Annotated in this window: 22 protein-coding genes and 1 tRNA gene; 7 read left to right on the top strand and 16 right to left on the bottom strand. The window is 70.1% G+C overall.

What is annotated here, in order from left to right:
- The first annotated feature begins 192 nt into the window (after positions 1 to 192).
- From ABT186_RS05220 to ABT186_RS05210, 3 genes are read left to right on the top strand one after another with little or no spacing between them, the layout of a single operon-like run.
- Positions 193 to 417, top strand: coding sequence for a hypothetical protein (locus tag ABT186_RS05220; RefSeq protein WP_351923644.1), 225 nt, complete (start codon positions 193 to 195; stop codon positions 415 to 417).
- Positions 414 to 608: a hypothetical protein gene (locus tag ABT186_RS05215; RefSeq protein ID WP_351923642.1), complete on the top strand. Its 195-nt coding sequence runs from the start codon at positions 414 to 416 to the stop codon at positions 606 to 608. Before ABT186_RS05220 ends, ABT186_RS05215 begins: the two co-directional genes overlap by 4 nt.
- The gene (locus tag ABT186_RS05210) at positions 605 to 817 is read left to right on the top strand and encodes a hypothetical protein (RefSeq protein ID WP_351923640.1); all 213 of its coding nucleotides are present in this window, start codon (positions 605 to 607) and stop codon (positions 815 to 817) included. Before ABT186_RS05215 ends, ABT186_RS05210 begins: the two co-directional genes overlap by 4 nt.
- 319 nt (positions 818 to 1,136) lie before the next feature.
- Here the strand turns inward: ABT186_RS05210 and ABT186_RS05205 are convergent, their stop codons facing one another.
- From ABT186_RS05205 to ABT186_RS05135, 15 genes are all read right to left on the bottom strand, one after another.
- Positions 1,137 to 5,336, bottom strand: coding sequence for a phage tail tape measure protein (locus ABT186_RS05205; RefSeq protein ID WP_351923638.1), 4,200 nt, complete (start codon positions 5,334 to 5,336; stop codon positions 1,137 to 1,139).
- 126 nt (positions 5,337 to 5,462) lie between these two features.
- On the bottom strand, positions 5,463 to 5,738 hold the full coding sequence (locus tag ABT186_RS05200) for a hypothetical protein (RefSeq protein ID WP_351923636.1): 276 nt from the start codon (positions 5,736 to 5,738) through the stop codon (positions 5,463 to 5,465).
- A gap of 143 nt (positions 5,739 to 5,881) precedes the next feature.
- A complete protein-coding gene (locus tag ABT186_RS05195) occupies positions 5,882 to 6,895 on the bottom strand; it encodes a coiled-coil domain-containing protein (protein WP_351923634.1) in 1,014 nt (337 codons plus the stop codon).
- Positions 6,896 to 6,906: 11 nt separating this feature from the next.
- Positions 6,907 to 7,098: a hypothetical protein gene (locus ABT186_RS05190; protein WP_351923632.1), complete on the bottom strand. Its 192-nt coding sequence runs from the start codon at positions 7,096 to 7,098 to the stop codon at positions 6,907 to 6,909.
- A 1-nt stretch (position 7,099) separates the two neighbouring features.
- Complete coding sequence (locus ABT186_RS05185) at positions 7,100 to 7,528, bottom strand: helix-turn-helix domain-containing protein (protein ID WP_351923630.1); 429 nt, start codon at positions 7,526 to 7,528, stop codon at positions 7,100 to 7,102.
- Positions 7,529 to 7,595: 67 nt separating this feature from the next.
- Positions 7,596 to 8,189: a hypothetical protein gene (locus ABT186_RS05180; RefSeq protein WP_351923628.1), complete on the bottom strand. Its 594-nt coding sequence runs from the start codon at positions 8,187 to 8,189 to the stop codon at positions 7,596 to 7,598.
- Positions 8,190 to 8,258: 69 nt separating this feature from the next.
- Positions 8,259 to 8,405: a hypothetical protein gene (locus ABT186_RS05175; RefSeq protein ID WP_351923626.1), complete on the bottom strand. Its 147-nt coding sequence runs from the start codon at positions 8,403 to 8,405 to the stop codon at positions 8,259 to 8,261.
- A complete protein-coding gene (locus ABT186_RS05170) occupies positions 8,402 to 8,842 on the bottom strand; it encodes a hypothetical protein (protein WP_351923624.1) in 441 nt (146 codons plus the stop codon). Before ABT186_RS05170 ends, ABT186_RS05175 begins: the two co-directional genes overlap by 4 nt.
- Positions 8,839 to 9,108 (bottom strand): hypothetical protein, encoded by a 270-nt coding sequence (locus ABT186_RS05165; RefSeq protein WP_351923622.1) that lies wholly within the window; start codon positions 9,106 to 9,108, stop codon positions 8,839 to 8,841. Before ABT186_RS05165 ends, ABT186_RS05170 begins: the two co-directional genes overlap by 4 nt.
- Entirely contained in the window at positions 9,105 to 9,782 is a 678-nt protein-coding gene (locus ABT186_RS05160; protein WP_351923620.1) for a hypothetical protein, read from the bottom strand. The genes ABT186_RS05165 and ABT186_RS05160 overlap by 4 nt, the downstream gene beginning before the upstream one ends.
- Complete coding sequence (locus tag ABT186_RS05155; protein ID WP_351923618.1) at positions 9,779 to 10,123, bottom strand: hypothetical protein; 345 nt, start codon at positions 10,121 to 10,123, stop codon at positions 9,779 to 9,781. The genes ABT186_RS05160 and ABT186_RS05155 overlap by 4 nt, the downstream gene beginning before the upstream one ends.
- A 317-nt stretch (positions 10,124 to 10,440) precedes the next feature.
- Complete coding sequence (locus ABT186_RS05150; protein ID WP_351923616.1) at positions 10,441 to 12,510, bottom strand: hypothetical protein; 2,070 nt, start codon at positions 12,508 to 12,510, stop codon at positions 10,441 to 10,443.
- Positions 12,507 to 13,406, bottom strand: a complete 900-nt coding sequence (locus tag ABT186_RS05145) for a bifunctional DNA primase/polymerase (protein WP_351923614.1) — start codon at positions 13,404 to 13,406, stop codon at positions 12,507 to 12,509. The genes ABT186_RS05150 and ABT186_RS05145 overlap by 4 nt, the downstream gene beginning before the upstream one ends.
- Before the next feature lie 437 nt (positions 13,407 to 13,843).
- Positions 13,844 to 14,179, bottom strand: coding sequence for a helix-turn-helix domain-containing protein (locus ABT186_RS05140; protein WP_351923612.1), 336 nt, complete (start codon positions 14,177 to 14,179; stop codon positions 13,844 to 13,846).
- Entirely contained in the window at positions 14,179 to 14,403 is a 225-nt protein-coding gene (locus ABT186_RS05135) for a helix-turn-helix transcriptional regulator (RefSeq protein ID WP_351923610.1), read from the bottom strand. The genes ABT186_RS05140 and ABT186_RS05135 overlap by 1 nt, the downstream gene beginning before the upstream one ends.
- Positions 14,404 to 14,525: 122 nt before the next feature.
- On the opposite strand from ABT186_RS05135, the gene ABT186_RS05130 reads away from it, so the two are divergent.
- Positions 14,526 to 15,293 carry a helix-turn-helix domain-containing protein gene (locus ABT186_RS05130; RefSeq protein ID WP_351923608.1) on the top strand — a complete coding sequence of 256 codons (768 nt, stop codon included), beginning with the start codon at positions 14,526 to 14,528 and terminating at the stop codon, positions 15,291 to 15,293.
- Positions 15,294 to 16,802: a tyrosine-type recombinase/integrase gene (locus ABT186_RS05125; RefSeq protein ID WP_351923606.1), complete on the top strand. Its 1,509-nt coding sequence runs from the start codon at positions 15,294 to 15,296 to the stop codon at positions 16,800 to 16,802.
- Between the two features lie 60 nt (positions 16,803 to 16,862).
- On the opposite strand, the gene ABT186_RS05120 is transcribed toward ABT186_RS05125, so the two are convergent.
- Positions 16,863 to 16,956: transfer RNA gene (locus ABT186_RS05120), tRNA-Ser, on the bottom strand.
- 334 nt (positions 16,957 to 17,290) lie between these two features.
- Between ABT186_RS05120 and ABT186_RS05115 the strand changes: the two genes are divergently transcribed.
- Both ABT186_RS05115 and ABT186_RS05110 read left to right on the top strand, forming a co-directional pair.
- On the top strand, positions 17,291 to 17,722 hold the full coding sequence (locus ABT186_RS05115) for an SSI family serine proteinase inhibitor (RefSeq protein ID WP_351234486.1): 432 nt from the start codon (positions 17,291 to 17,293) through the stop codon (positions 17,720 to 17,722).
- 224 nt (positions 17,723 to 17,946) lie between these two features.
- Complete coding sequence (locus tag ABT186_RS05110) at positions 17,947 to 22,134, top strand: PAS domain-containing protein (protein WP_351923604.1); 4,188 nt, start codon at positions 17,947 to 17,949, stop codon at positions 22,132 to 22,134.
- Positions 22,135 to 22,164 lie beyond the last annotated feature (30 nt).

The following is a 22,164-nucleotide window of genomic DNA, read 5'->3' as shown; positions in this document are numbered from 1 at the left end:
GCACGTTTCGTGTTCAAAGATGTACACCACCGTCTTGTGCAGGGCTTAGCAGGTCAAGGCCACAAACAGGTCACGTGTACATCCGTGCACATTCCTGGCAATGGCGATGTTCACGCTCCTAGCGTCGGGAGACACGAAACCCCGGCGAGGCGGCGCAGCCTCCCGGGGTGTGGCCGACTGGTAGGAGTCGACATGGCGCACCGTACAGCGACGCCGCCCACTGTGGCAGACCAACGACCAACGGAGCGCGACGCGCTCGCCCAGGGCGCGGAAGCCTTTGCCGCGAGCCCGTCTTACGAGGCGTACAAGGCGCTCATCGCCCACTACGACCACTGCCCGCCCTGCGCGCACGACACCAACCCGTGCGAGGCCGGCCAGCAGCTGCGGCGAGCGTGGGTGGCGGTGCGCTGGTCATGAGCAACAAGACGATGGGTCCGCCCATCCACCTGCCCGACCCCACGCGCCCGCCCAAGCCGGCGCCCGGCTGCGACGTGTGCGAGGCCCTCGACCGGCAGCGCGTACAAGCCGAGCAGGCCAGGAACTACCGGCGCGCCACAACCTGCGAGATGGAAATCCGGCGGCACCCGAAGCACGAGGTCCAGCCGTGAGCGGCGTTCAGTGGCAGCCTCGCGACGAGGGCAGCGGCCCGGCCCGTTTCCAGCGGATCGCCAGCAACAGCCAGTTCACCAAGACCCAGAAGGCCTACCGGGCGTACATAAACCACGGCCGAGACTGCGCGGTCTGCGCCGTCGACAGCATGCAGTGCACGTCGGCCGAGAAGCTGTGGCGCGCGTACAAGGCGGCCACGTCCTCATAGGCCCCCGGCGCGTCTGCCTGCCGGACCAGGCAGCCGGGAAGGGTGTCCGCGACGGCGAGCAACACAGCGGGCACCCTGCACTCCCCCGCCCGCCTCTACGCCCCCGTTGGGGGCGGGCGGGACCGACGAGCCCCGGCCGGTGGGTGAATTCCGGCCGGGGCTCACGTGTGCCTGGCAGCTTCCCCCGCCCGTGCCATACGGGTGCCAACACCCGCGCAAAGCAGCAGTTCAGAGGCAGCAAACCGCAGGTTGCATGCGGTTGGACCCCTGCGGACCCCTGCCGTCCGAAGGGGTGTCGGCAATGGCGACACCCCGCCCGCTACCGCCGTACCTGAACGCCGGCCTGCGGCAGCACCCTCTGTACGAACTGCTTGCCGATCTTCTCCACCAGGACGTTGATGTCCCGGTCGGACATCACCTGCGTACCCCGGAAGTCCATGACGATGGTGGTGTTGCCGCCGAGCCCGCCTCCGAGCGCACCGGCGGGCAGCACCGTCTCATGCGGGTGGAGCAGCGCCATCTGCGCGTAGGGGCCGGTGTCCCACGTCCCCATCTCATAGCCGACATACGGCCCGCCGTGCGCCATGCTGCGGATGCCCGGCACGTTGTTGATGTTGCCGTACACGGCCTTGATGTAGTTGATCGCCGCCGCCACGTTCGCGACCGGGTCGTAGATGTTCGATGACGTGCCGGACTGGTGGTACGCCATGAAGGTGCTCATGATCGTCTGGGCCAGCCCTCGACTTGGATCCCCCGCGGCGGCGTTGCTGTCCCAGTTGTTGATGGCGTTCGGATTACCACCGGACTCGTGCATGACGATGACCTCGAGGCCGTTCAACCAGGACATCGGCGCCCCGGTGGCGCGGATCGCCGCCGTAATCCACTGCACCAGGCTGCCGCTGACGTTGCCCGGAGCCGCGATGGCGGCCGTCTTGTCCTTCTTCCCGAAGAAGTCGAGAAGGTGGCTTTCGATCGACTTCACGCCCCCGCTCATCAGCTTGCCGAAGCCTGTCCCGGCGCCCGGCATGCTGCCCAGGACCGCATTGAGGCCCTTGAAAGCGGTGCTCGCCGCAGCCCGGACCCCACCCAGGGCCAGGTCCTTCAACGCGTCGAGACCCTTGATGACGTAGCCACCCAGGTGCTTGAGGTCGGTCAACGGATTCCATGACCAGCCGCCCCCGGCATAGTGGCGGCCGTCGTTGGAACCTGCGCCGAAGGCGGCCTCGATGGCGCCCGGCCCGCCGGCCCGCCGGATCATGTCGAGGCTCAGAACGAACTCGCCCGGCGTCAACAGCGCGGGCACGGTGTCGCCCGTGCCAGAGCCGGGAACGATGCCGCCCCGGGCGAACTTGACGGGGTTGACGTTCGGGGCGTGGCCGCCGCCCCACAGGTCCGCCACCGTGTCCCACAGGGCCTTGATGCCGTGCGTGTACACCGTGTTGATGACGAAGTTCACGGGGTCGGCAGCAAGGCGCTTCAGGTTGTTCCAGATGTTCCCCAGCGCGTCGAGGCCGCTACGGAACGCGCCCTTGATGCCGGACCAGATGTTGGAGACGAACCCTGAAATCCCGTTCCAGATGTCCCGCCAGGCGCCGAGCAAACCGTTCTTGATGCTGCTCATCGTCGAGGACAGGAATCGTGCGACATCGTTGAAAATGCTGGAGATCATCGACCAGATGTCGCGGAGCAGCGTGGATGCCGTGTCCTTGACGTCCCGCCACAACTTCGACCAGTTGCCCGTGAAGAAGTCCGTGAAGATCCTCAGGGAGCCCTTGATGACGTCGAGGGCCGTATTGATGACGCCCCTGATGGCATCCCAGACGATCTCGAAGAACGCTTTGATCGCCTCGAACGTGGGTTTGATGATGACGCCGTAGATCAGGTCACAGGCGGCCTTCACCACACCGGCGATCAAATCCCAGACGCCCTTGATGTAGCCCCACACGAGATTCCAGGCCACCTTGGTGACGCCCGAAATCACGGCCCAGGCCGTCGAGATGATGTCGCCGATCAGGCCCAGAACATTGCCGATGTACGAGGAGATATAGCCCCAGATCAGCTTGATGTCGAGCCAGACCCCATCCCACACGAACTTGGATACCGCCTCGATCTCACCCCAGTGGGCGGAGATCAGCGACACCAGCTTCCCGCCAGTCGCATTCCACAGCTGGACCAGCTCGCCCCAGATCTGCGACAGGTCGGCGGAGATCTTCCCCCACTCTTTGGAGACCGACGCCGACACCACGGACCACGCGTGCTCGATCGCCCCGACGAGCTTCCCGCCGGTGCTGTTCCACACATCGACCAGCGCGGACCAGACCGCCTCGAAGGCATGCCCGATCTGCGTCTTGTACTTCAGGATCAGCCCGACGATCAGCGACATCCCGCCCGTGAAGGGCGCGAGGATCAGCGGCCACCACTTCTTCACGGTGCCGCCGATCGTGGCCCAGATGCCGTCCCAGAGCTTGACGACGTCCTTCCACACCCGGACGAAGAACCCTGCCACGTCCGACGCTGCGGACTTGATCCAGTTCCAGACGTCGCCGAGAACCTTCTTGGTCTGCTTCCAGTGGGTCGCGATATAGAGGGCGATGAGCGCGATTGCGGTGAGCGCCAGCATGATCGGGCCTGCCTTGCCCAGCAGTTCCATGGCAAGACGTAGTTCCTCGGCGTTCGTCTTCCAGAACTTGATGGCCATGGCGACGCCGATCACGGCCGTCACCAGCGCACCCAACACGCCGATCGACGCCAGGATCAACGCCGACAGCTTCTGATGCGCCGCCATCCACTCCGCGAGAGGCTTCACCACGCCGATCACGACCTGAGCGATCTTCGTGACGACCGGCAGCAGCCCGGTCCCGATCGCTATGACCGCGGCGTGCACCGAGTCTTTGAGCTGCGCCATCTTGAAGTTGAAGGTGTGCTGAATCTCCGACCAGCCGGCCACGTCCTTCCCGGCCTTCCGGGACGCCTCCGCGACCGTGTTCACGTTCGCCTTGAAGGTGGCCATGTGGCCGCCGCCGAGCAGGAGCGCAGCGTTCAAGCTGGTCGAGTCACCGAGGGTCTTCTTCAATGCCGCGGCGAACGTCAGGGCTGCCGGGTTGCCCGTCTTGAGCATGCTGTTGAAGCCCTGACTGTTCGCTGCCAGGCTCACGAACTGCTTCATGAGGGTCGCATTCGGCCCGTTCATGCCCTTGATGTCCGTCGACATCTGCTTCACGGACACCGAGCCGTCCATGTACGCCTTCCCGAGCCGGGCGAGATCGGGCGGCATGTTCTTCAGCATCTGCTGCAAGTCCTGCGCGGCTGCCTGCGACTTGTTGAACGCGGACACGACGACTTGCCCGGACGGGCCCATGTGGGAGGCGATGGAGTTGTAGACCAGCTGCAGCGTTCCCGTGAGCCCGCGTTCACCGAGGTGCGCGGACAGGTCCTGGGCGTTGAGCCCCAGCTGGGACAGGTACTTGACGGACTCGGCCGTCGGGTTCTGCAGCTTGGTGATCAGATGCGCAAGGTTCTGCGTCGCCTGCTGCGCGCTCATACCCTGCGCCGTCATGGTGGCGATGGCACCGCCGACCTGCTGGAACGAGATATGCGCGGCAGCGGCGACCGGCAGGACGTTCGACAGGGACGAGGCAAGGTCGGCCATCTTCATCTTGCCCGCGCCCACGGCCGCGACCATCATGTCCGTCGCCGCGGTCGCATCCTTCGCCTTCATCCCGTAGGCGTTGAGCATCGACGTGAGCGCGTTGCCGACCTCGTCCAGCGGCGCACCCTCAGCGCGGGCACCCTGCGCGGCAGCCTTCAGGACCGTGAGGCCGTCGGCGGCGTGGAAACCGGCCGACTCGACCATGTACAAGCCCTTGGACAGCTCATCCGTGCTGGTGGCCGTGTCCACCGAGAGCTTCAGGACCCCCGACGAAACCTTGCCGATCGCCGAATCAGACTCGCCCGCCGACGTCACCAGGCGGGTCATGCCAGCCTGGAAATCGCCAGCCGCCTTGACCGCGTGGACGCCGACCGCAGCCACGGCGACAGCCGCCGCCGCCCCGGCCACGGCCACGCCCTTCAGGGCAGTCGTTCCGATACTGCTCTCGGTGGACGCTGCTCGCTGCGCGTCAGCTGCCGCTCTCGACCGGACGGCGACTTCGTCATCGGCTTTACGGACGGCGTCCGCGGCGGCCACCTGCCGGGCCGACGCATCCGTGACCGTCTGGGCGGCCATCTGCGCGGACTCGGCCTGTGCACGCGCGGCCTCACGCGCTGCGGCGGCTTCCTCACCCGTCGCCGTCGCGGCCGTCCTGGCGGCTTCCGCGGCCGCGGCGGTCTTGGCGGCGTACTCCTCCTCCGCCATGGCCAGATCGATCGTCGATTGGCGGAGGATGGCCTGCCGGTTGGCCTGCTCCGACTGCGCCCGCGTGTGGGCAGTGGCCGCTGCTGCGGCCTTGTCCTGGACGGCCTGCAGCTCCTCGGTGGACATCTTGGCCTTGGCGGCAGCCGCTTTGACCTTTTCGCCCATGGCCTCAAAGGCGCCGGTGACCTTGCCGATAATGCCGGAAGCCTTGTCGTGGGCCTCGAGGACTAGAAGAAGTTGAAGGTCGTCGACACGTTCTCCGAAGGGCGGGGCGCCCGGGCGCCAGGGCGGTTACAGGTCGCCGGCGAGCTGCTCGGCGATGACACGGCCGGCGAACTTGGCCATCTCCGGGTTCCCGCCGGACAGGTAGCGGGCCGCCGTCACAGCCAGCGCGCCGATCACGTTGGAGGCGTTCGCAGGGTCCAGACGCCGCAGGATCGCGTTCATGCCGCGCACGTCGTTACGCAGCGCGCAGCGGATCAGGTCCTGGGCGACAGCGACCGCCTCACGCTCCTGCGGCAGGACCGTCGGCAAGGGGGCGGCGGAACGGTGCGGCTTGGCCTTCATGGCGATTGCTCCAGGCGTTGAGAAGGTGGCCAGACGCGCCCCCGGGCCGCCGTACAGCAGGCCAGGGACGCGCTGCCCGGTCTATGCCCCAGGCCGGGCATCTCGCCGGCGGAAAGAAGGAACGCCGGCGAGGGGTCTGCGGGTCAGCGCTGGGCGCGCTTGCGGATGCCCTTGAACACCTCGGCGGCCAGGGCCTGCTTCTCCATGTCGTCCATCTGCGCGACGGGGATGACCTTGTCGGGGTCGACGAGGCCGATGAGGTTGCCGTCGCAGTCGTACACGCCGACCTGGTCCTCGGCCTTCGCCTTGGCGGCCTTGCGAAGCTGGTCGATCTTGCTGGTTGCCATGGGGGGCTCCTGGATCACCGGGGCGTGCTGGACTTGCGGGTTGGGGCGGGGCGCGGGCGGCTGGGTCATCTCGGCGACCTGCGCCTCGAGCGAGCCCTGCAGCACGTCGAGCAGCTCGTCCATCTGGGCCTCGACGCGCTCGGGGTCGAGGATGTTGAGGACCCGGCGCAGTTCCATGCGGGCCGCCTGCGTGCGGGCCAGCGTGCGGGCCATCTCGCCCGCGGGATCCTCGGGGCCGCCGATCGCCCGCAGACGCTCCCCAAGGGCCGTCTGCTGCCCGCTGAGCGCCTTCACGACCTCATCGATCGCGGTGAGCTGCGCACGCTGCTGCTGGACGCCCTCGACGTCGCCGGCGTCCCGCGCAGCCGACAGGGCAGCGGTGGCGTCCTCCCGCTGCACGCCGAGCCCCTCCAGCCGGACGGCCAGGGCCTCGACCTGCTCCGCGGTCTGTACGGCCTCCGCGTCCAGGCGGGCCGCGTTCTGTTCCGTGTCGGCTATCCGGTCGCGGAGCTGGTCGGCGTGCGCCAGGTACTGGGCCCGCTCCTCCAGCTGCTCGGCGCGCCCCTCTGCCTCCCGGGCCTCACCGGCCAGGATGCGGGCCTGATGTTCCGCCTCAGCGACCAGGCGGGCCGCCTTTGCCCGGGCCGTCTCGACCACTGTCTCGGCCTCTGTACGCCGCTGGGCGGCCTCGGTACGGGCCTGCTCTGCCGCGGCGCGCACCGCGGTCTCGTCGTCGACCGGCACCGCATCCGCGGCGTCCGGGGCCTCAGGCTCCGGCACGGGCTGGTCGACCCTTCCAAACAAACGCATCAGGAATCTCCTCATGCCGAGGTGGAGTCGATGATTCGGGCCGGTGTGCTCCGGGCGTAGCGCGTGGCCATCGCGTGCCGCCAGCGGGCAATACCGACCGGGTACGGTTCGGGGTGCAGGTCGTCGTCCTCGTCGAGCTGCGCGGCCTTGACCCACGGGGTCCTCTGCCGGCTCGGCTCCTGCCTCAGTGACGGCCTTGACATCTCACGCTGCCTCGTCGGTCCGTTCGCCGAGACGCTCCAACGCTGCAGCCTCATCGACGAGCCACGCGCCGTTGCTGCTCGCTTTAACGCTGTACAGCGTTCTCTCGCGGCAGAGCCGTCGCACGTAGCTGTCGGAGCAGCCCAGCAGCGATGCTGTGGCCTCGACGGTCAACCAGGTGGTCGACTGGCCGCAGACTGCCTCAATCGCCCCATCACGGAACTCCGTCGTTCCGGGCTCGGAACTTGTGAGGACGTCCGCGCGGTACAGCAACGCCGCAGCCTGCACCATCGCCGTAATCTCCCGCAGCCTTGGCGGAACCCCGCCATCCCGCTGCGCACGCGCCCGCAACGCCGCGGCCAGCACATCGGCGACATAAATGAGATCCGTGCCCGTGAGGATCACGGACGGGCCGGGGATCAGCTCGGGCATACGGCTCCTGGGGTGCACCGGTCATGGGTTCGAGATTTGGCTGCCGGTCGATGGGGTTGCGGCGCGGCTAGCGGCGGCGATGGCGGCTCGAACGGGCCTCGAGAACGTCCCGTATCGCGGTGGCTGCCTGTAGCTGCTCCTGGGGCGTCAGGGGGGTTGTACGGGCCTTCGTGGTGAGCCGGGCGAACGTCAGCGCCTGGTCGGCGACCCGTTCCGCCTCCGCCTCCTGCAAAGCCGTGCTGCCGCCGTGATCCCGGCACGCCTCCTCTCCGGGATCAGCTCCCCAGCCCGCGGGCCGCCGGCACGGCTGCCCGTCCGTCTTGGGCCGGCCGCACACCTGCGGGGGCGCCTGCGGCAGAGCGGGCGGCCTCGAGGCCCGCGCTGCGCGGGCCAATTCGGTCCACGCCCAGCCGAGGGCACCCCTCGCCGGTCGGCACGCGCTGCCGCGGTGACCGACCAGGGTCACCTTTCGGGCCTGGCGGAGCTGCAGGGCGAGCGGCCGGACGTCGACGTCACGCCAGCTGTCGCCGACGTACAGCAGGGCCTCGCCGTCGACTGTCCAGATGATCGTGCCGGGATTGGGGACGATCTCGCCAGGCTCGGGCCGCCTGGTGAACACGTTCGGGCGGCGACCGCCGACCAGGGCAGCAGGTGTGGACAACGGGACTCCAAAGGGGATCGGTATATACCGGAATGTGCAGCTCAAATGCCGCGCATCAGAAACGCCGCGTCAGGGCTTCTCGGCGGCGGCCTCGGCAAGCCGCTCCCGGCGGGCCCAGCGGCGGCGCCATCGGAGCTCGGCGACCAGCTGGGTACCGGTCGCGGCGATGACGACAAGCCGCGCGCACAGGGCGACGAGCATCAGGCGGTGGCTCACGCGGCGGCCCCGGATTGTTCGGGCCCGGGGTCGAGGGCGATGAGCTGATGGGCACGTCGGCAGTCGGGTCCGCAGCCGTCGCGGTCGTGGGCGCGGCGGCGACCCTGCGCCTGGTCGAGGACGGGGTACAGGGTGACGGCCTGGGCTCGGCAGGCGAGGGCGGCGAACGGGCCGTCTCCGTCGATGCGGGCCATCGGCCAGACGCACGCGGCGAGGTCTGGCCAGCTGCCGTGGCTGCTCGAGCAGTTGTGTCGGCGGTAGGTCTTCACCGGGGCGTCTCCTGCGGAGGCTTGACGGTAGAGCTTGGATGCGTGCCGGCGGGCGACGCCTGCTTTGCGGGCTGCGGCGAGTTCTGCGCGCTGGCGGCGCATGTCCTCGGTCCGCCGCTTCGCCACCTGTATGCGGGCGGCGACCGCCTGTTCAACGTGGCTGGTCACAGGAGCCACCTCAACTTCTCTATCTCGTGACGGGTGAAGACGAGCGGCGGCGCCGAGCAGTGTGGCGGCGTGGACCGCGTTGAACAGCCGCTGAGATCCAGCTGCACCACGGGATCGCCGTTGTACTCGAAGTCGATCACTCGGCCCGGGGCGATACCGAGGGCGCCGCCGCACGAGCACCAGTCGAGGGGGACGATCACGTCGGCGCCCACACGGTCAGGAAGCCCGTCGGCCGCCTTGGCAGCGAGGTCTGCGCGGGAGGTCATGCGGCCCTCCGGAGGGCTTTCAGGTAGCGCTCCCGGGCGGCGATGAACGCCTCGTCGGTTCCGCCACGGTCGGGGTGGGCTGCGGCCATGGCCGCCTTCAGCTCCTTGACGCTGGGCGGGGTGACGGGCTTGGGAATTTCGGGCGGTGTGGCGAAGAGCTGCAGCCAGTGGGCGCCCCGTACCGACCCGTGACGCTCGAGCTCCTGCCGGTCGACGTACCCGGGCTGCCACTCGAAGGGGCCGCGGGGGCGCAGGTAGTAGACGCGTTTCGCGGTCTTCTTCGTGATGGGGAAGCTGACGACCTTGCCGGGGATCCACGTCACGTCGTCGAGGTCGTAGCGGCCGAGTTCGACTGCGTACAGGTAGCCGATCGGCTCGGCGGGCGGCGTGACCTTGGGCTGGGGCCGCTTCGGCTTCGGCGTCTTCTCCTGGCGCTTGGCGGCGTTGAGCTTCTTCAGCTTCTCCGCGGCGACGCCGTGCAGGACACGGACGTTGGCGTACCGGCCGGCGGCCAGCTGCACCGCGGCGGCGTTGGCCTGGCGGGAAGCTTCGTCGGGCGTGCTGGCCCATCCGTGGGCGTCGTCGCCGTCGATCTCTCGAGCGACCCAGAACCAGCGGCGCCCGCTACGGCAGCGCCCCCAGAAGATCAGCGGCGGGTCGTCCGTGGTGGTCATGACGACCCCCCTACGGCGCGGGAGGTCATGGCGGTACCCGGCGTCCAGGCGTCGCCGAGGCTGTCGTAGCGCCGCCCCGGTTCCCGGTCCTCGGCCCACGGGGCGCGGGCTACGTCGCGGTGCCGATGGCGGGTGCCAGCGTCGTACCGGGCCGCGTGCATGCGGTCGGTCGGATCATGCTCGAAGGGCTCCATGCCGAGTTCGGCGCGGATGCGGTCAGCACGGGCCAGCCGCTTGTTCTTGTTCGGGGCGTTGCACTCCTGGCCCGGTTCGGCGCCGCAGGTGGTGCAGCGGTGCGCGAGGACGTAAGCGTGCAGCGGGGGCAATGGGGTGCCGTTCATGACCATCTCCTGTGTCGTGTTTCGCCTATGGGGTGGGGTGGGGTGCGCAAAACCGGGAGCAGCGGGAGCAGCGGGCACATCCGCAGGCCAGAGGGCGTCCGTGCTGCTCCCAGTCGCGGTGACGAACTGGGAGCGCGACCGGGAGCAGAACCGGGAGCGCCCCGCTGCTCCCGGTCTCCGCGCGGACCGCTCCCGCTGGAGTACTGGAAGTGGGAGCGGAGCAGGGGCCATTGACCTGCGCAGATATCTGCCGCGCTCCCGCTGCTCCCGCTGCTCCCGGTTCTCCAGCACATAGGGGGCTGCTGCACGGGAACGCATTACGCCGTCTCTCCGGTGATCCGGTTGGCGTGAACGTGGAGGACCCGCGTGTTCCTGCCGACGATCCGCCGCCTTACAGCTGGCCGGTCGTCCTCGCCCGTGGACGCGAGGTGACCGCCCTCCTTGAGCCGTTTGTGGATCGTGACCTTCGTGGTAGCGAGCGGCTCGGCGGAACGCCCGGCGTGATCGCGCGCTACCTCGAACGCCACGTCTGGGTGCAAGAGGACGTCCCCAGTGTTGGAGAGCCAGCCGATGCGCTTGCCCTTGGATCGGTACTCCCCCGCGTGGGACTCCCAACCCCACTTCTCCGGGTCGGCGGGCTCGCGTCCGGTCTCCTGGTCGGCCAGATGCGCACCACCGCCGAACAGAGCAGCCCGCAGCGCCCGCAGGTAGACCTCGGCAACGGACATGCCTTTGACGTAGGCGGCCTGGTCTGCGGCCACCTGGAGGAGAGCGGCCTTCACCTTCTCCATCTGCGCTGACGCCTCGTCGGCCGTGAACGCGCCGATCGAGACCGCGAACGTGAGGAACTGACGGAACCCCGTCAGCAGGCTTGCCGCCGCCTCGGGAACCCGGGTATGTCCACCCGTGGCCCTCGCCAACTCCGCGCGCCGCTGGGCAATCTGCTCCCGCAACCGGTCGGTGTACTCAGCGTCCGCGTCCAGTTCGGCCGCGAGGTGACGCACGTACCCAGCCATCGCGAGCTCGTACACGCCAGCCGCGCCCCGCTGCTGCGCCTCGGTCAGCTTCACGACGTCGATAGCGTCCGCGTTGGTGATGGTCAGCCGGGCTCGCAGTGACTCTCCGGGCGGCACGTCCTCGCCGGTCGCCGCGAGCTGAGCTTTTGGCGGTCGTGCAGGGCGGGGGGTACCGTCCGGCCGCAGACGGCCGCGTCCAGCACTGTTCGCCGCGCCACGAAAGATGCGGTCAGCTGCGATGGCCAGCCGGCGGGGGTCGTCCGCGGACTGTGGCGCGTAGTCGTCAATGATGAGAAGAACGTTCGCAAGTTGATTGGCAAGGGACTCCAGCGCGTTCCCGGTGAAAGTCCAGTTTGCGGGGAAATGTTTGGCATCGAGTCGGCGCCCGTAGTGCTGCTGCACCGTGGCAGACATCGCGCTTTTAAGTGATCCGGAAGTACCTACCAGGAATGCGCTGGTTTCCGGGAGCAGCGGGAGCGGCGCGCGGTAGGCGGCCCCGAGCATCGGCGCCGTGACGTTCAGCGGAGCCACATCGAGCAGGGCGACCGACGCGCGGACCGCTGCGACGAGTACCTCGACTTCCACCGCAGTGGGGTCGGGAAGCGCGTACATGTTCAGCTGGTCGGTCCCCAGGTCGACAGTGACGGCCGTGTCCAGGCCGTCCGCACCAAGGGCACCGGAGGCGGTGAGGAACCGCCAGTTGCCGTCGATGTCCGATCGCCAGCCGGTGTGTGCGTAGGTGGTCTGGGTGTCCCACTTGTCGTTACCGAGGTACTGCGCGGCCGTGGCGACGTGGGCCTCGTCGCGGGACATGGGTGTGATGACGGCGGACGCGCCGATGGCCTGCGCAGCCCAGCGTCGAGCCTGGGGGAGCCGCTCGGCGGGCACCTCGACCTCGACTGACTGGCCGCCGGGCCGTGTCACCCGAATCTTGATCAGCGTGGTGATCTCAGCGCCGTCGTCCCGGATCACCTGCGCCACGACCTCGGGAACGAAGCGGGCGAGCAGCACCCGTCCGCCGTCCGGCGTGTTCAGGTACAGGAGGCCGTCCTCGTCGTCATACGGGCACTCCGAGCGGACGGCCACCTTGATGTCGTGGACGCGCTGTTTCTTGGCCTCGGAGGCGAGGGAGCGCCAGTCACCCGGGCGGATCAGTCCAGCCTCCACCACCGCGTTCTTGTACTGCTGCAGCGCGAGCTCGCCGCGGCCAGCCGCCCACACCACCAGCTTGCCGATGCTGTCGAGCCGGTCGGCGCCCTCCAGCTCGGCCAGCTGCTTGACGGCCTCCTCGGGGGTGCCGAGCGGGCACTCTCCCACATCGACGCCCTCGCCCTTGACGATCTCCTCGGCGAGGTTCTGGCTGTCGGTCACCGGGCAACTCCCGTGCTTGTGCCGCGCGCTGACGCGACGGTCCTCTGTGCTTCGCTTTCGGGCAGGCCCGCCTCGACGGCCGCGCGGATCAGGGCACGCTCGGCTGCGTTCTCGTCCAGACGGCCGGCTGCCGCGTGCTCGTAGGCTCTGGCGGCGGCCCAGTACAGGCGGTCGTTGCGCTGCCCTTCACGGGCATCGAGGACCAGGCGGACCAGGCCGACGAGGACCTTGCCGGCCGCGCCCGGGCCGATCGGTGTGCGGAACGGCCGCTCCCGCCGCGGCTGCTCCTTGACGGCGGTCACAAGGCGGAGCAGTGCCTCGGGCATCGGGGCCACGGTGAAGTCGTCCGGATCGCCGACCAGGCGGTACAACCCCTTCTTGCCACGGCTCCCGGGGCCGACGAGGTATCCGCCGGCACCGCGGACGTCGATTCCGGGAGCCACCCGGCCGGCCGAGTTGGAGACGGCGACGTCTGGCGGTCCGCTCAACCAGAGGTGCCAGCCGCCGGGCGTCCCGGGCGTCCCGGCCGTGCGTACAGCCACAGTGCGGGGGATGGCGAACTCGTACTCGTCGGCCAGACGGCGCAGCTCGGCAACGCCGTTCACACCGTTCTTGATGTCGAGGTCCAGGCCGATCAGATAGTTCGGCGGCACCCTGCAGGCAGTGCCATAGCCGGTCGCGTGTGGAGCAGCGCGGAACATGTCGCGGATGCGGTCCGGGTCGCTGCTGGCGTCGTGCACGCCGTGGCCGAGGAGCCCGCACTCTCCCTTGCAGCTGTGCCCTTTGTCGTGCGGGGACTTGATGGCAGGCAGCTTGCTGAGGGACAGCGGCAGGACCTTGAAGTCGTGCTCGGCGGCGCGCAACGCGTCATCCCGGGCGTTGGTCCACCAGCTCATGCCGCCCTCCGTGTACGTCCGTGCTTGGGCTGGACGTCGTACTTGGCGCCGCACGGTGCACGAACGAGCCCGAGGTGGATATGCCGGTGCATCTGGCGGCACTCCGGGCAGCGAACCCCGTACTCGACACGACCACGGGTGGTCAGCAGAAACGGGCGCGCGACCGGGCGATCAATGGTCGCGGCCTCCGTCGGAAAGAGACTCGGCTGGTGCGCGTCGGAGGATGTAACCCCGACCGCTGCGGCGTCGCCTTCGACGGCAGGACCAGGGGGCACGTCCTGGGTGCGATGTGCCACTATGGCCATGGCGTTGGATTCCGTTCTGTTGGTGCGTGGCCCCGGGTCGCTGTAGGAGGCGATGAGCCCGGGGTCTCGTCGTTGGATGGGTTGCGCTGAGGCCCGGTCGCTGGTGCTGGAGACACCGACGGCCGGGCCGTCTCATGCACCCCGAAGTTGGTGGACGGCGCCCGGAACCACTGGGGTGCAACCGCATTGAGACTGCGATTCGTGCGCCGTGACCTGCAGCAAGTCGTCGTGTCGGCACCGCGATGGCACGGCCGGTGAGACCGCGGCGGGGCCGAACAGGTATGTGACGATGTCGACGGTCGGGATCTTGATGCGGCGGCCGAGGCGGAGGACGCGAGTCATGGTCCAGTCGCCGCGGCGTATCGAGTCGTAGATCGTGTCCTTGTCGACGCCGAGGATCGATGCGAGGACGGGGACCTCTGTCGTCGGTCCTTCCGCCTCGACCTCTTCGCGGGTCCAGTTCGCCATCAGGCCGCCACCCCTCGCTGCGCGAGCCAGGCGAGGACGTCGCTACGGCGGTATCGGATGCGACCTCCGCGGCCGGGGCTCAGCTTCGTGTACGGCGGCCCGACCCCGAGGGAGCGCCAGTTAGCGAGCGTCTTCTCGCTGACTCGCGCCATAGCGCCGGCCTCGCGTGCCGTCAGCCAGTCGTCTCCGACTCCCGACAGCACGGAGATCAACCCTGAAGACATGGAATCTCCCTTGATCCGTCGACGCATCACTTCGATGCGTTGACAGATCAAAGGTAAGCCACGGAATGTCCGGGAAGCAAGTTGAGTTGCGAACGCATCATTTCGATGCGTACCTTGGGCGGGTGGCAGACGAGAAGAAGAACCCCCTGGGGCCCACTGGACAGCGGGTCCAGGCCAACGTGCAACGCCTCCGGGAAGCGCGAGGACTGAGCAAGAAGGACCTGGCTGACGCAACCCGCGAGCATGGTCGAGCTATCCCGCCGCTCGGGATCTCGCGGATCGAGGCAGGGACGCGTCGTGTCGACGCCGATGACCTGGTTGCGCTCGCTCTGGCCCTCAACGTCTCGCCGCTCACCTTGCTCCTGCCGGCCAGGTCCGACAACGAGCTGATCGGCCTGGCGACGGACGAGAAGCAGCTGCGCAGTCGTATCGCGTGGCTGTGGGCCCTGGGGCAGGGGCCGGCAGTCGACTGGGAGCCAGGCGACGGCGTCAACCTGGCGGAACCCGGCACCGATCCCGCCGTCGAGGCGGAGGCCTACGAGCGGGAGCAGGAGTACGGACGCCTGCGGCCCGATTACCTGGCGCTGGCGAATCCGCCCGAGCATCGCAGGACAGCTGAACACTCATCCGTCCGGCTCGCCCGGCAACTTGCTGACCTGGTCGAAGACCTGGTGTCGCCGGAGGCGGGCGGGGGTGCCGAGGCGGCGCGGGTGCGTATGGCGCTGCGCCGATACCAGCAGCTCGGCATCGAGTTGGAGGAGCTGCAGGAGCGGTTCGACCCGAAGCCCGTCGTACATCCGGGGGTCGGGTTCGAGCAGTTCCGCGAGAGGCTCGCCGCCGAGGGCGGCATCGAAGACGACACCGCCAAGGACGACACGAAGGGGGAGTGAATGAAGCCGTTCAAGGCTTGCTCATGCCGGGATCCGGAGACGAAACGGCTGCTCGGCAAGAAGTGCCCGGATCTCAGCAAGAAGGGGCACGGCGGCTGGTACGCCCGCTACGAGGCGCCGAAGTCGGCAGATGGGAAGCGCCGGCAGCCGCGCATCGGTCCGTACACCACTGAGACGGAGTGCAAGAAGGAGCTGGCCAACGTGCTCGGCACAGCCGCCAGCCCGAAGGCGCACGACGAGCGGAAGACTACGTTCGGCGAGTACCTCGAGCGCCGGTACGCGTGGCGGAAGTCGGAGGCCGAGACGGGCGAGGGTCTGAAGAAGAGCACGCTCGATGCCGAGCGCGAGGCGATCGACCTGTACGGGAAGCCGGGCCTCGGGCATATCAAGGTCGTCGACCTCACCGACGAGCACTTCCGCGAGTTGTACGCGGCGATGCGGAAGCTGAACCGGCCGGAGGAGCAGGGCGACCGGTCGGAGATTCTGCGCCGCCTGAAGGACGCTCGGGCCACCCGGGACGGCCGCCGGCTGCACTCCCGGCCGATCTCCGAGGGTCGTATCCGCCGGGTGCACGCAGTCCTTCACGGGGCTCTCACGGACGCCGTGAAGCTGTCAAAGATCCGGACGGACAACCCGACTGACGGGGTATGGCGTTCGAAGGGTGGCAAGCGGAAGCAGGGCCGTGCCCGTCCCCTGCTGTGGACGGCCGAGCGCGTCGAGGCGTGGGAGAAGACCGGCAGCATCCCGGCCAAGGTGATGGTGTGGACGTCCGGGCAGTGTGGGGCGTTCCTCGACTTCGCCGAGGCTTCCGAGGAACGCATGTACCCGGCGTTCCACCTGGACGCCTACTACGGGCCGCGGCGCGGCGAGCTGGTCGGCGCCGAGGAGAAAGACCTGAGCCTCGAGCGCAAGCGGCTGCACGTCCTGCAGGCGCAGTCGGACGACGAGCTCGACGACACGAAGACCGACGCCGGCTATCGGCAGATCCCTCTCGACGACGAGACCGTGCGCGTCCTGAGGGCCTGGCGGAAGCGGAAGCTCGAGGAGCGGCTGCAGTGGGGCGAGCTGTACCAGGACTCCGGCCGGGTGTTCTGCTACGAGGACGGCACAGCCCTCAAGGCCGAGTACCTGTCGAGCCGGTTCCGGATCCTGCTCGAGCGGTACGCGAAGATCCGTGAGAAGGCTGCGGAGAAGTGGTCGGTCGAGCGGATCGCCCGGAAGTTCCGGACGACCGAGGCCGCGGTCGAGGTGGCCCTGCGGATGACGCTGCCGCCCATCCGCTTCCATGATCTGCGTCACGGCGCGGCCACGATGCTGATCGCCGCCGGGGTCGACGACAAGTTCGTCTCAGAGGTGCTCGGGCACGCGTCGGTGTCCTTCACGAAGGACGTGTACGCGGTCGTCGCGGAGGAACTGGCCGAGGACGCCACGCGCAAAATTGCGGCCTTCATTCCGCGCCAGAATCGCCTTTCGGCGGTTGGTGCCAACACCGTGCCATCTCAGGGCTGAAAAGGGCCCTAGACGCCACTCAGGGAGCCCAGCCGATATCGGCCGAACTCCCTGGTCAGATGGCGGAGGCGGAGGGATTTGAACCCTCGATGGGCTTTAAGACCCAAACCGCATTAGCAGTGCGGCGCCATAGACCGGACTAGGCGACGCCTCCAGCACAACCGCCCGCGCGAGCGCGAGTGGTGCGTGCAGATGATGACACAGCCGACCGGGCTGTCACCAATCGCCCCCCACGGTACTAGGCAGAAAGGCCGCAGGGCAAAGCACTGGGCCGCAATCCGCACGGCAAGATCCGTCGGCGTCTCCTCGGGGCGCCATTCGGCGCCGCCGGCCCTTGGGAGACGTCCCGGTCCTGGCGCGGCCCCCCGACGCCTCGATTCTCCGGCGACGCGCGGTCGCAGCCCGGTGGAACCTGCCGTCCCTCCTGCAACAGGTGGATCGTGCGCCCTCACGCGCAACCACCCCGCCGCGCCCCCGTTAGTCACGGCATGGTCCAGTTCACCTCGCGCGGCGTGCTCCTCGGGGCCGTCGCCGTTCTCTCAGTGGTCGCGGCGCCCGCCGCTGCGTCTGCGCACGGCCGTCCCCCCGTCCCCCACGGCGACCGGCTCGTCGTCACCGTCAGCCACGCGGGTCGCTCCGACGGGACGTACGTGCTGCACTGTCATCCGGGGCGCGGCAGTCATCCGAACCCCGCAGGCGCGTGCGACGCGCTCGACCGGCGCACCACCTGGGGCCGGGACCCCTTCGCCCCGGTGCCGCCGCGCAGCCTGTGCACGATGCAGTACGGGGGCCCGGCGACCGCTCATGTCACCGGGACCTGGGCCGGGCGGCCGGTCGACGCGCGGTACGACCGCCGCGACGGCTGTCAGATCGCCCGCTGGAACGACTTGGTGCCGCTGCTGCCGGACGTTCGTTCGTAGGGTCCGCCCCGTCGGGACCACGGCCCGCGTGCGGATGACGTCGGGGTTCCTCGGGGCGACCTGCACGGTCACAGGTTCTGCGTCACTTCCGCGTGCGACCTCCCTCTCATCCGGCATCCCCGGCACAACCGCTGCCTTTAGACTCCCTCGCGTGACACGTTGCGGGCCGGTTGGCAAGATGGCCCAGTGGTCGGCAAGGTGCGGTAACAGGGAGGAAGCGTCTCGTGAGCAGCAGGCCATCCCGAGGCGCTGCTCGCCTCGCTGCCATACTGGACGCGCTTCCTGACGCATTGGTGCTGGTCAACGCCAACGGAACCGTCGTCAACGCGAACACCATCGCCCTGGAGGCCTTCGAGACGCCCGGGACCGCCCTGGTGGGGCGGGGGCTCCTCGATCTGCTGCCCCAGTTCGACTCACGGCTGATCCCCGGCTCCATGCGCCGGCCCGACTCCATGGACCCGAGCGGGCGGACCAAGCCGACGCGGATGATCGCCCGCCGGACGGACGGCAGCGAGTTCCCCGTCGAGGTCACGAGCGCCAATCTCGAGGACGCCCGGCAGGCCTACGACGGCTACGGCTACACCGGCGACGAACTGCTCATGCTCGTCGTCCGCGATCTGTCCGGCACCGTCGACACGGAGGCCGAACTCGCCCGCTCCCAGCGGCAGACCGAGATGATCCTGCGGGCCGCGGCCGAGGGCGTGGTGGGCACGGACACGGACGGGCGGATCGTGCTCGTCAACCCGGCCGCCGCCCAGATACTCGGCTACCGGGCCAGCGACCTGGGCGGGAAAGAGCTGCACACCCTCGTGCTGCACTCCCGCGAAGACGGTTCCCCCTTCCAGTACGCCGAGTCGCCGCTGCACGACACCCTGCGCTCCGGGCGCAAGCACCGGGTGCGCGGGCAGGTGCTGTGGTCCAAGACCGGGGACAAGGTTCCGGTCGACCTGACGACGTCGCCGGTGCGCGACGGCGAACAGATCGTCGGCGCCGTGATGACGTTCACCGACCGGCGCCCGTTCGACGCGGTCGTCGCGGAGAAGGACGAGGCCGAGAAGCGGCACAAGGAGGAGCTGGAGCGGATCGGCAAGGAGCACGCTGAGGAGCTGGAGCGGCTGCGCGAGGAGCAGACCGCCGAGCTCGTCGGGCTCCAGGAGCGGCATGCGGAGGAGGTCGCGGCCGGCGACGAGCGCTACGCGGCGCTCGGCGAGCGTGAGAAGGACCGGTACGAGGCGCTGGCCGCCCGGCACGAGCAACTGCTCGCCATGCTCGGCCAGTCCCTGCGCGGCCCCATCGACGAGCTGCGCGGCGAGTTGTCCAAGCTCGCCGCGGACGACGCCGGCCAGCTGTGGCCCGAGGCCAACCAGGTGCTGCACCACCTCGCCGCCGGCTACTCGCGCATCACCACGCTCGTCGACAACGTCCTCGGCTACCAGCGCCTGGACGCCGGTGAGGACGAGCTCGTCCGGACGGCCGTGATGCTCGACGCGGTCGTCGCCGCCGGTGTCGACGGTGCCGTCGAACTGATCGGGCCCGGACGCGTGCAGTTCGCCGTCCACGCCCCGCCCATCGAGGCCGAGGTCGACCCGCAGCGGCTCGCCCAGGCACTCGCTCACCTCATCGCGGACGTGGCGGGCGTCGACGCGACCGGCAACGCGCCCGTCTCGGCGGGCGGTTACATGGACAACACCGTCGTCGTGGCGGCCGCGCAGCGCGGCGAGGTCGTACGGATCGAGGTACGGGGCCCGTACGCCGGGGGAGACCCGGTGCACCAGCCGATCGTCGGCGGCATCGTGCGCGCGCACGGAGGTGTGCTGCAGACGCACGAGGTGCCGGGCATGAGCGGCAACGCCTATGTGCTCGAGGTGCCGCTCGGCGGCGGCGCCGGGGCGGTCCCCCCGGCCCCGGCCGAGACGTCCGCGGGTGAGCCCGCGGCCGAGGTCGCGGTGCCCGAGCAGGCCCCGCAGCAGGGACGACGGCGGGCCCGCCGGTCGTCCGTGGACGCGTTCCTGGAGAGCGAGGTGGGCGATCCCGCCCCGTCCTCCGAAACGGCCGCGACGGCACCCACCGGGCGGCGCAGGCGGCGCGCGGCGGACGAACCCGCCACCGAGGCTTCCGGTCCGGCACAGACGGCCGGGAACGACGGTGCCGCGGAGACCGGTCCAACCGGTGGCACGGGACGGCGGCGCGGCCGGCCGAGCCCGGCCGAGAACGGCAGCGAAGGCGTGGCCGAAGGCTCGGTGGTGACCGCCGCCGAGCACGCCGCGGGCGCCCCGGCCACGGCCACCGGGCTGGGAGAGGCCGTGCCGCCGCAGGGCGTCCCCGTCCCCACGGGCCGTCGCGCCGGCCGGGACGACGCACCGCAGGCGTTGCTGCCCGCACTGCCCGCGGCCTCCTGCGCCCCGTCCCCCGACTACGCCGGTGCCGCGCCCACCGGGCGCCGTCGGCGTGCCCTGGCCGCCGCGAACGAGCGTGCGGCCGCCGTGGATGCCGGTCCCCGGACGGTGTTCGCACTGCCGCCGGCCGAGGCCGTCCGCACACCGGAACAGAACCCGCCCGTCCCCGTCCAGGCCGGCGAGGGCCGCCATGACGCGGTGGCGCACGAGCAGGCCGAGGACCACACTCCGCCGCAGCCGCACCCGGTGCCCACACCCACGGGCCGCCGCCGCGCCCGCCCGGCCGCCGCGCCCGGGCAGCCGCAGGCCGGGCCGGACGGCACGGACGCACCTGCGGGCACGCCCCCTCAGGGCGTGCCCGCACAGATGCCCCCTGCCCAGAGCACTCCGCACCGGATGACGCCGGCCCAGAGTGCGCCCGCGCAGACGACTCCTGCGGCACCGGCACCCGCCCAGAACGTGCCCCCTCAGCCGGGACCGCAGCCCGTCCCCCCGCAGGGCGTGCCCACGGTCGCCGCGCACGCCGTTCCCCCGCAGGGGCTTCTCGCTCAGGCCGTCCCCGGCGCACAGCCGCTGCCCGCGCAGCCGGGCCCCGCCACCCAGCCCGGGCCGGTGGCACCGGGCCAGCCGGTCCCCGCCGTCGCGCCCGCTCAGCCCCTGCCGGGACAGCCCGGCACCGCGCCGCAGCCCGTGGCACAGCAGGTGCCCTCGCAGTCCACCCCCGCGGGCGGTGTCCCCGCGTCGGCCACCCCGGCCCCCGGCACGCCCATGCCCCCGCAGGCCACCCCGTCGGCCGGCACCCCGCTGCCTCCGGAGCGCGCCACGCAGCCGCGGACCGCTCAGCCCCTGCCCGCGGAGGCGGCCTCGCCCGTCGACCCCTATTCGACGCAGGGTCGGGCGATCAGCGTGCGAACCCTCGGGCAGGGCGTGCCCTTCGCGCGCCAGGCGACGGCCCAGCCCCAGGCCCAGCCCCGGCCCCAGTCGCCGACGCCTCCCCCGCACTCGTCGAACGGTTCGGGCCGCCGCCGCAAGCTCGGCACACCTCCCGAGCCCATGGGCGAGCGTCCGGAGACGGCAGCGCGTCCGCATCCGCAGGCCGTGTCCGCCCCGCTCCCGGCACAGCCTTCACTGGCCGGGCAGTCCCGCCTGGCCGGGGCCACCGAGGGCGCCGGACGGTCGTACGCCATAGGGGCCCCGGACGAGAACGCCGACGAGGGTCCCGAGCCGCTCGACGGTCCGGGCGGTGCCATCGAGGTCGCCGACCAGCCCCAGGCGCGGCCGATGGACGACGAGCTGCCCCCGGAACCGCTCGACAACCCGCGCCGGCTGCTGGTGTGGCCCGCGCCGGATGTGACGACCCAGCAGGCGCTGAGCGACCGCGGCTACCGGCCCGTCATCGTCAACTCCCGTGAGGAGGTCGACGCGCAGATCGCCGCCTTCCCGGCCGCGCTCTTCGTCGACCCGCTCACCGGCCCCATCACCCGGACCGCGCTCCAGTCGCTGCGCCAGGCCGCGGTGGCCGCCGAGGTCCCCGTGCTGGTCACGGCGGGACTCGGGCAGGCGACGCGTGAGGCGGCGTACGGCGCCGATCCGGCCGTTCTCCTGAAGGCGCTCGCGCCACGCGACTCCGAGCAGCACCCGCCACGTGTGCTGCTCATCGAGGAGCACGCGGAGATCGCGCTCGCCCTCACCGCGACGCTGGAACGGCGCGGAATGCAGGTTGCGCGGGCCGCGTCGGACGCGGACGCGGTCACGCTGGCCGCGCAGATGCGCCCGAACCTGGTGGTGATGGACCTGATGCAGGTGCACCGCCGCCAGGCCGGAGTCGTCGACTGGCTGCGCGCGAACAACCTGCTCAACCGCACCCCGCTCGTCGTCTACACGGCCGCCGTCGATCAGGCCGATCTGCCGCGGCTCGTCTCGGGGGAGACGGTCCTGTTTTTGGCGGAGCGCTCGACGAGCACCGAGGTGCAGGACCGGATCGTGGATCTGCTGGCGCGGATCGGTACCAACTGAGCCCGCCCAGAGCGGACTCAACCGGCCCAT

This window comes from Streptomyces sp. NPDC001634 (genome assembly GCF_040298185.1).
GTDB lineage: Bacteria > Actinomycetota > Actinomycetes > Streptomycetales > Streptomycetaceae > Streptomyces.
Note: the sequence above shows the minus strand (reverse complement) of the source record. Positions and strands in the feature narration are given on the sequence as shown.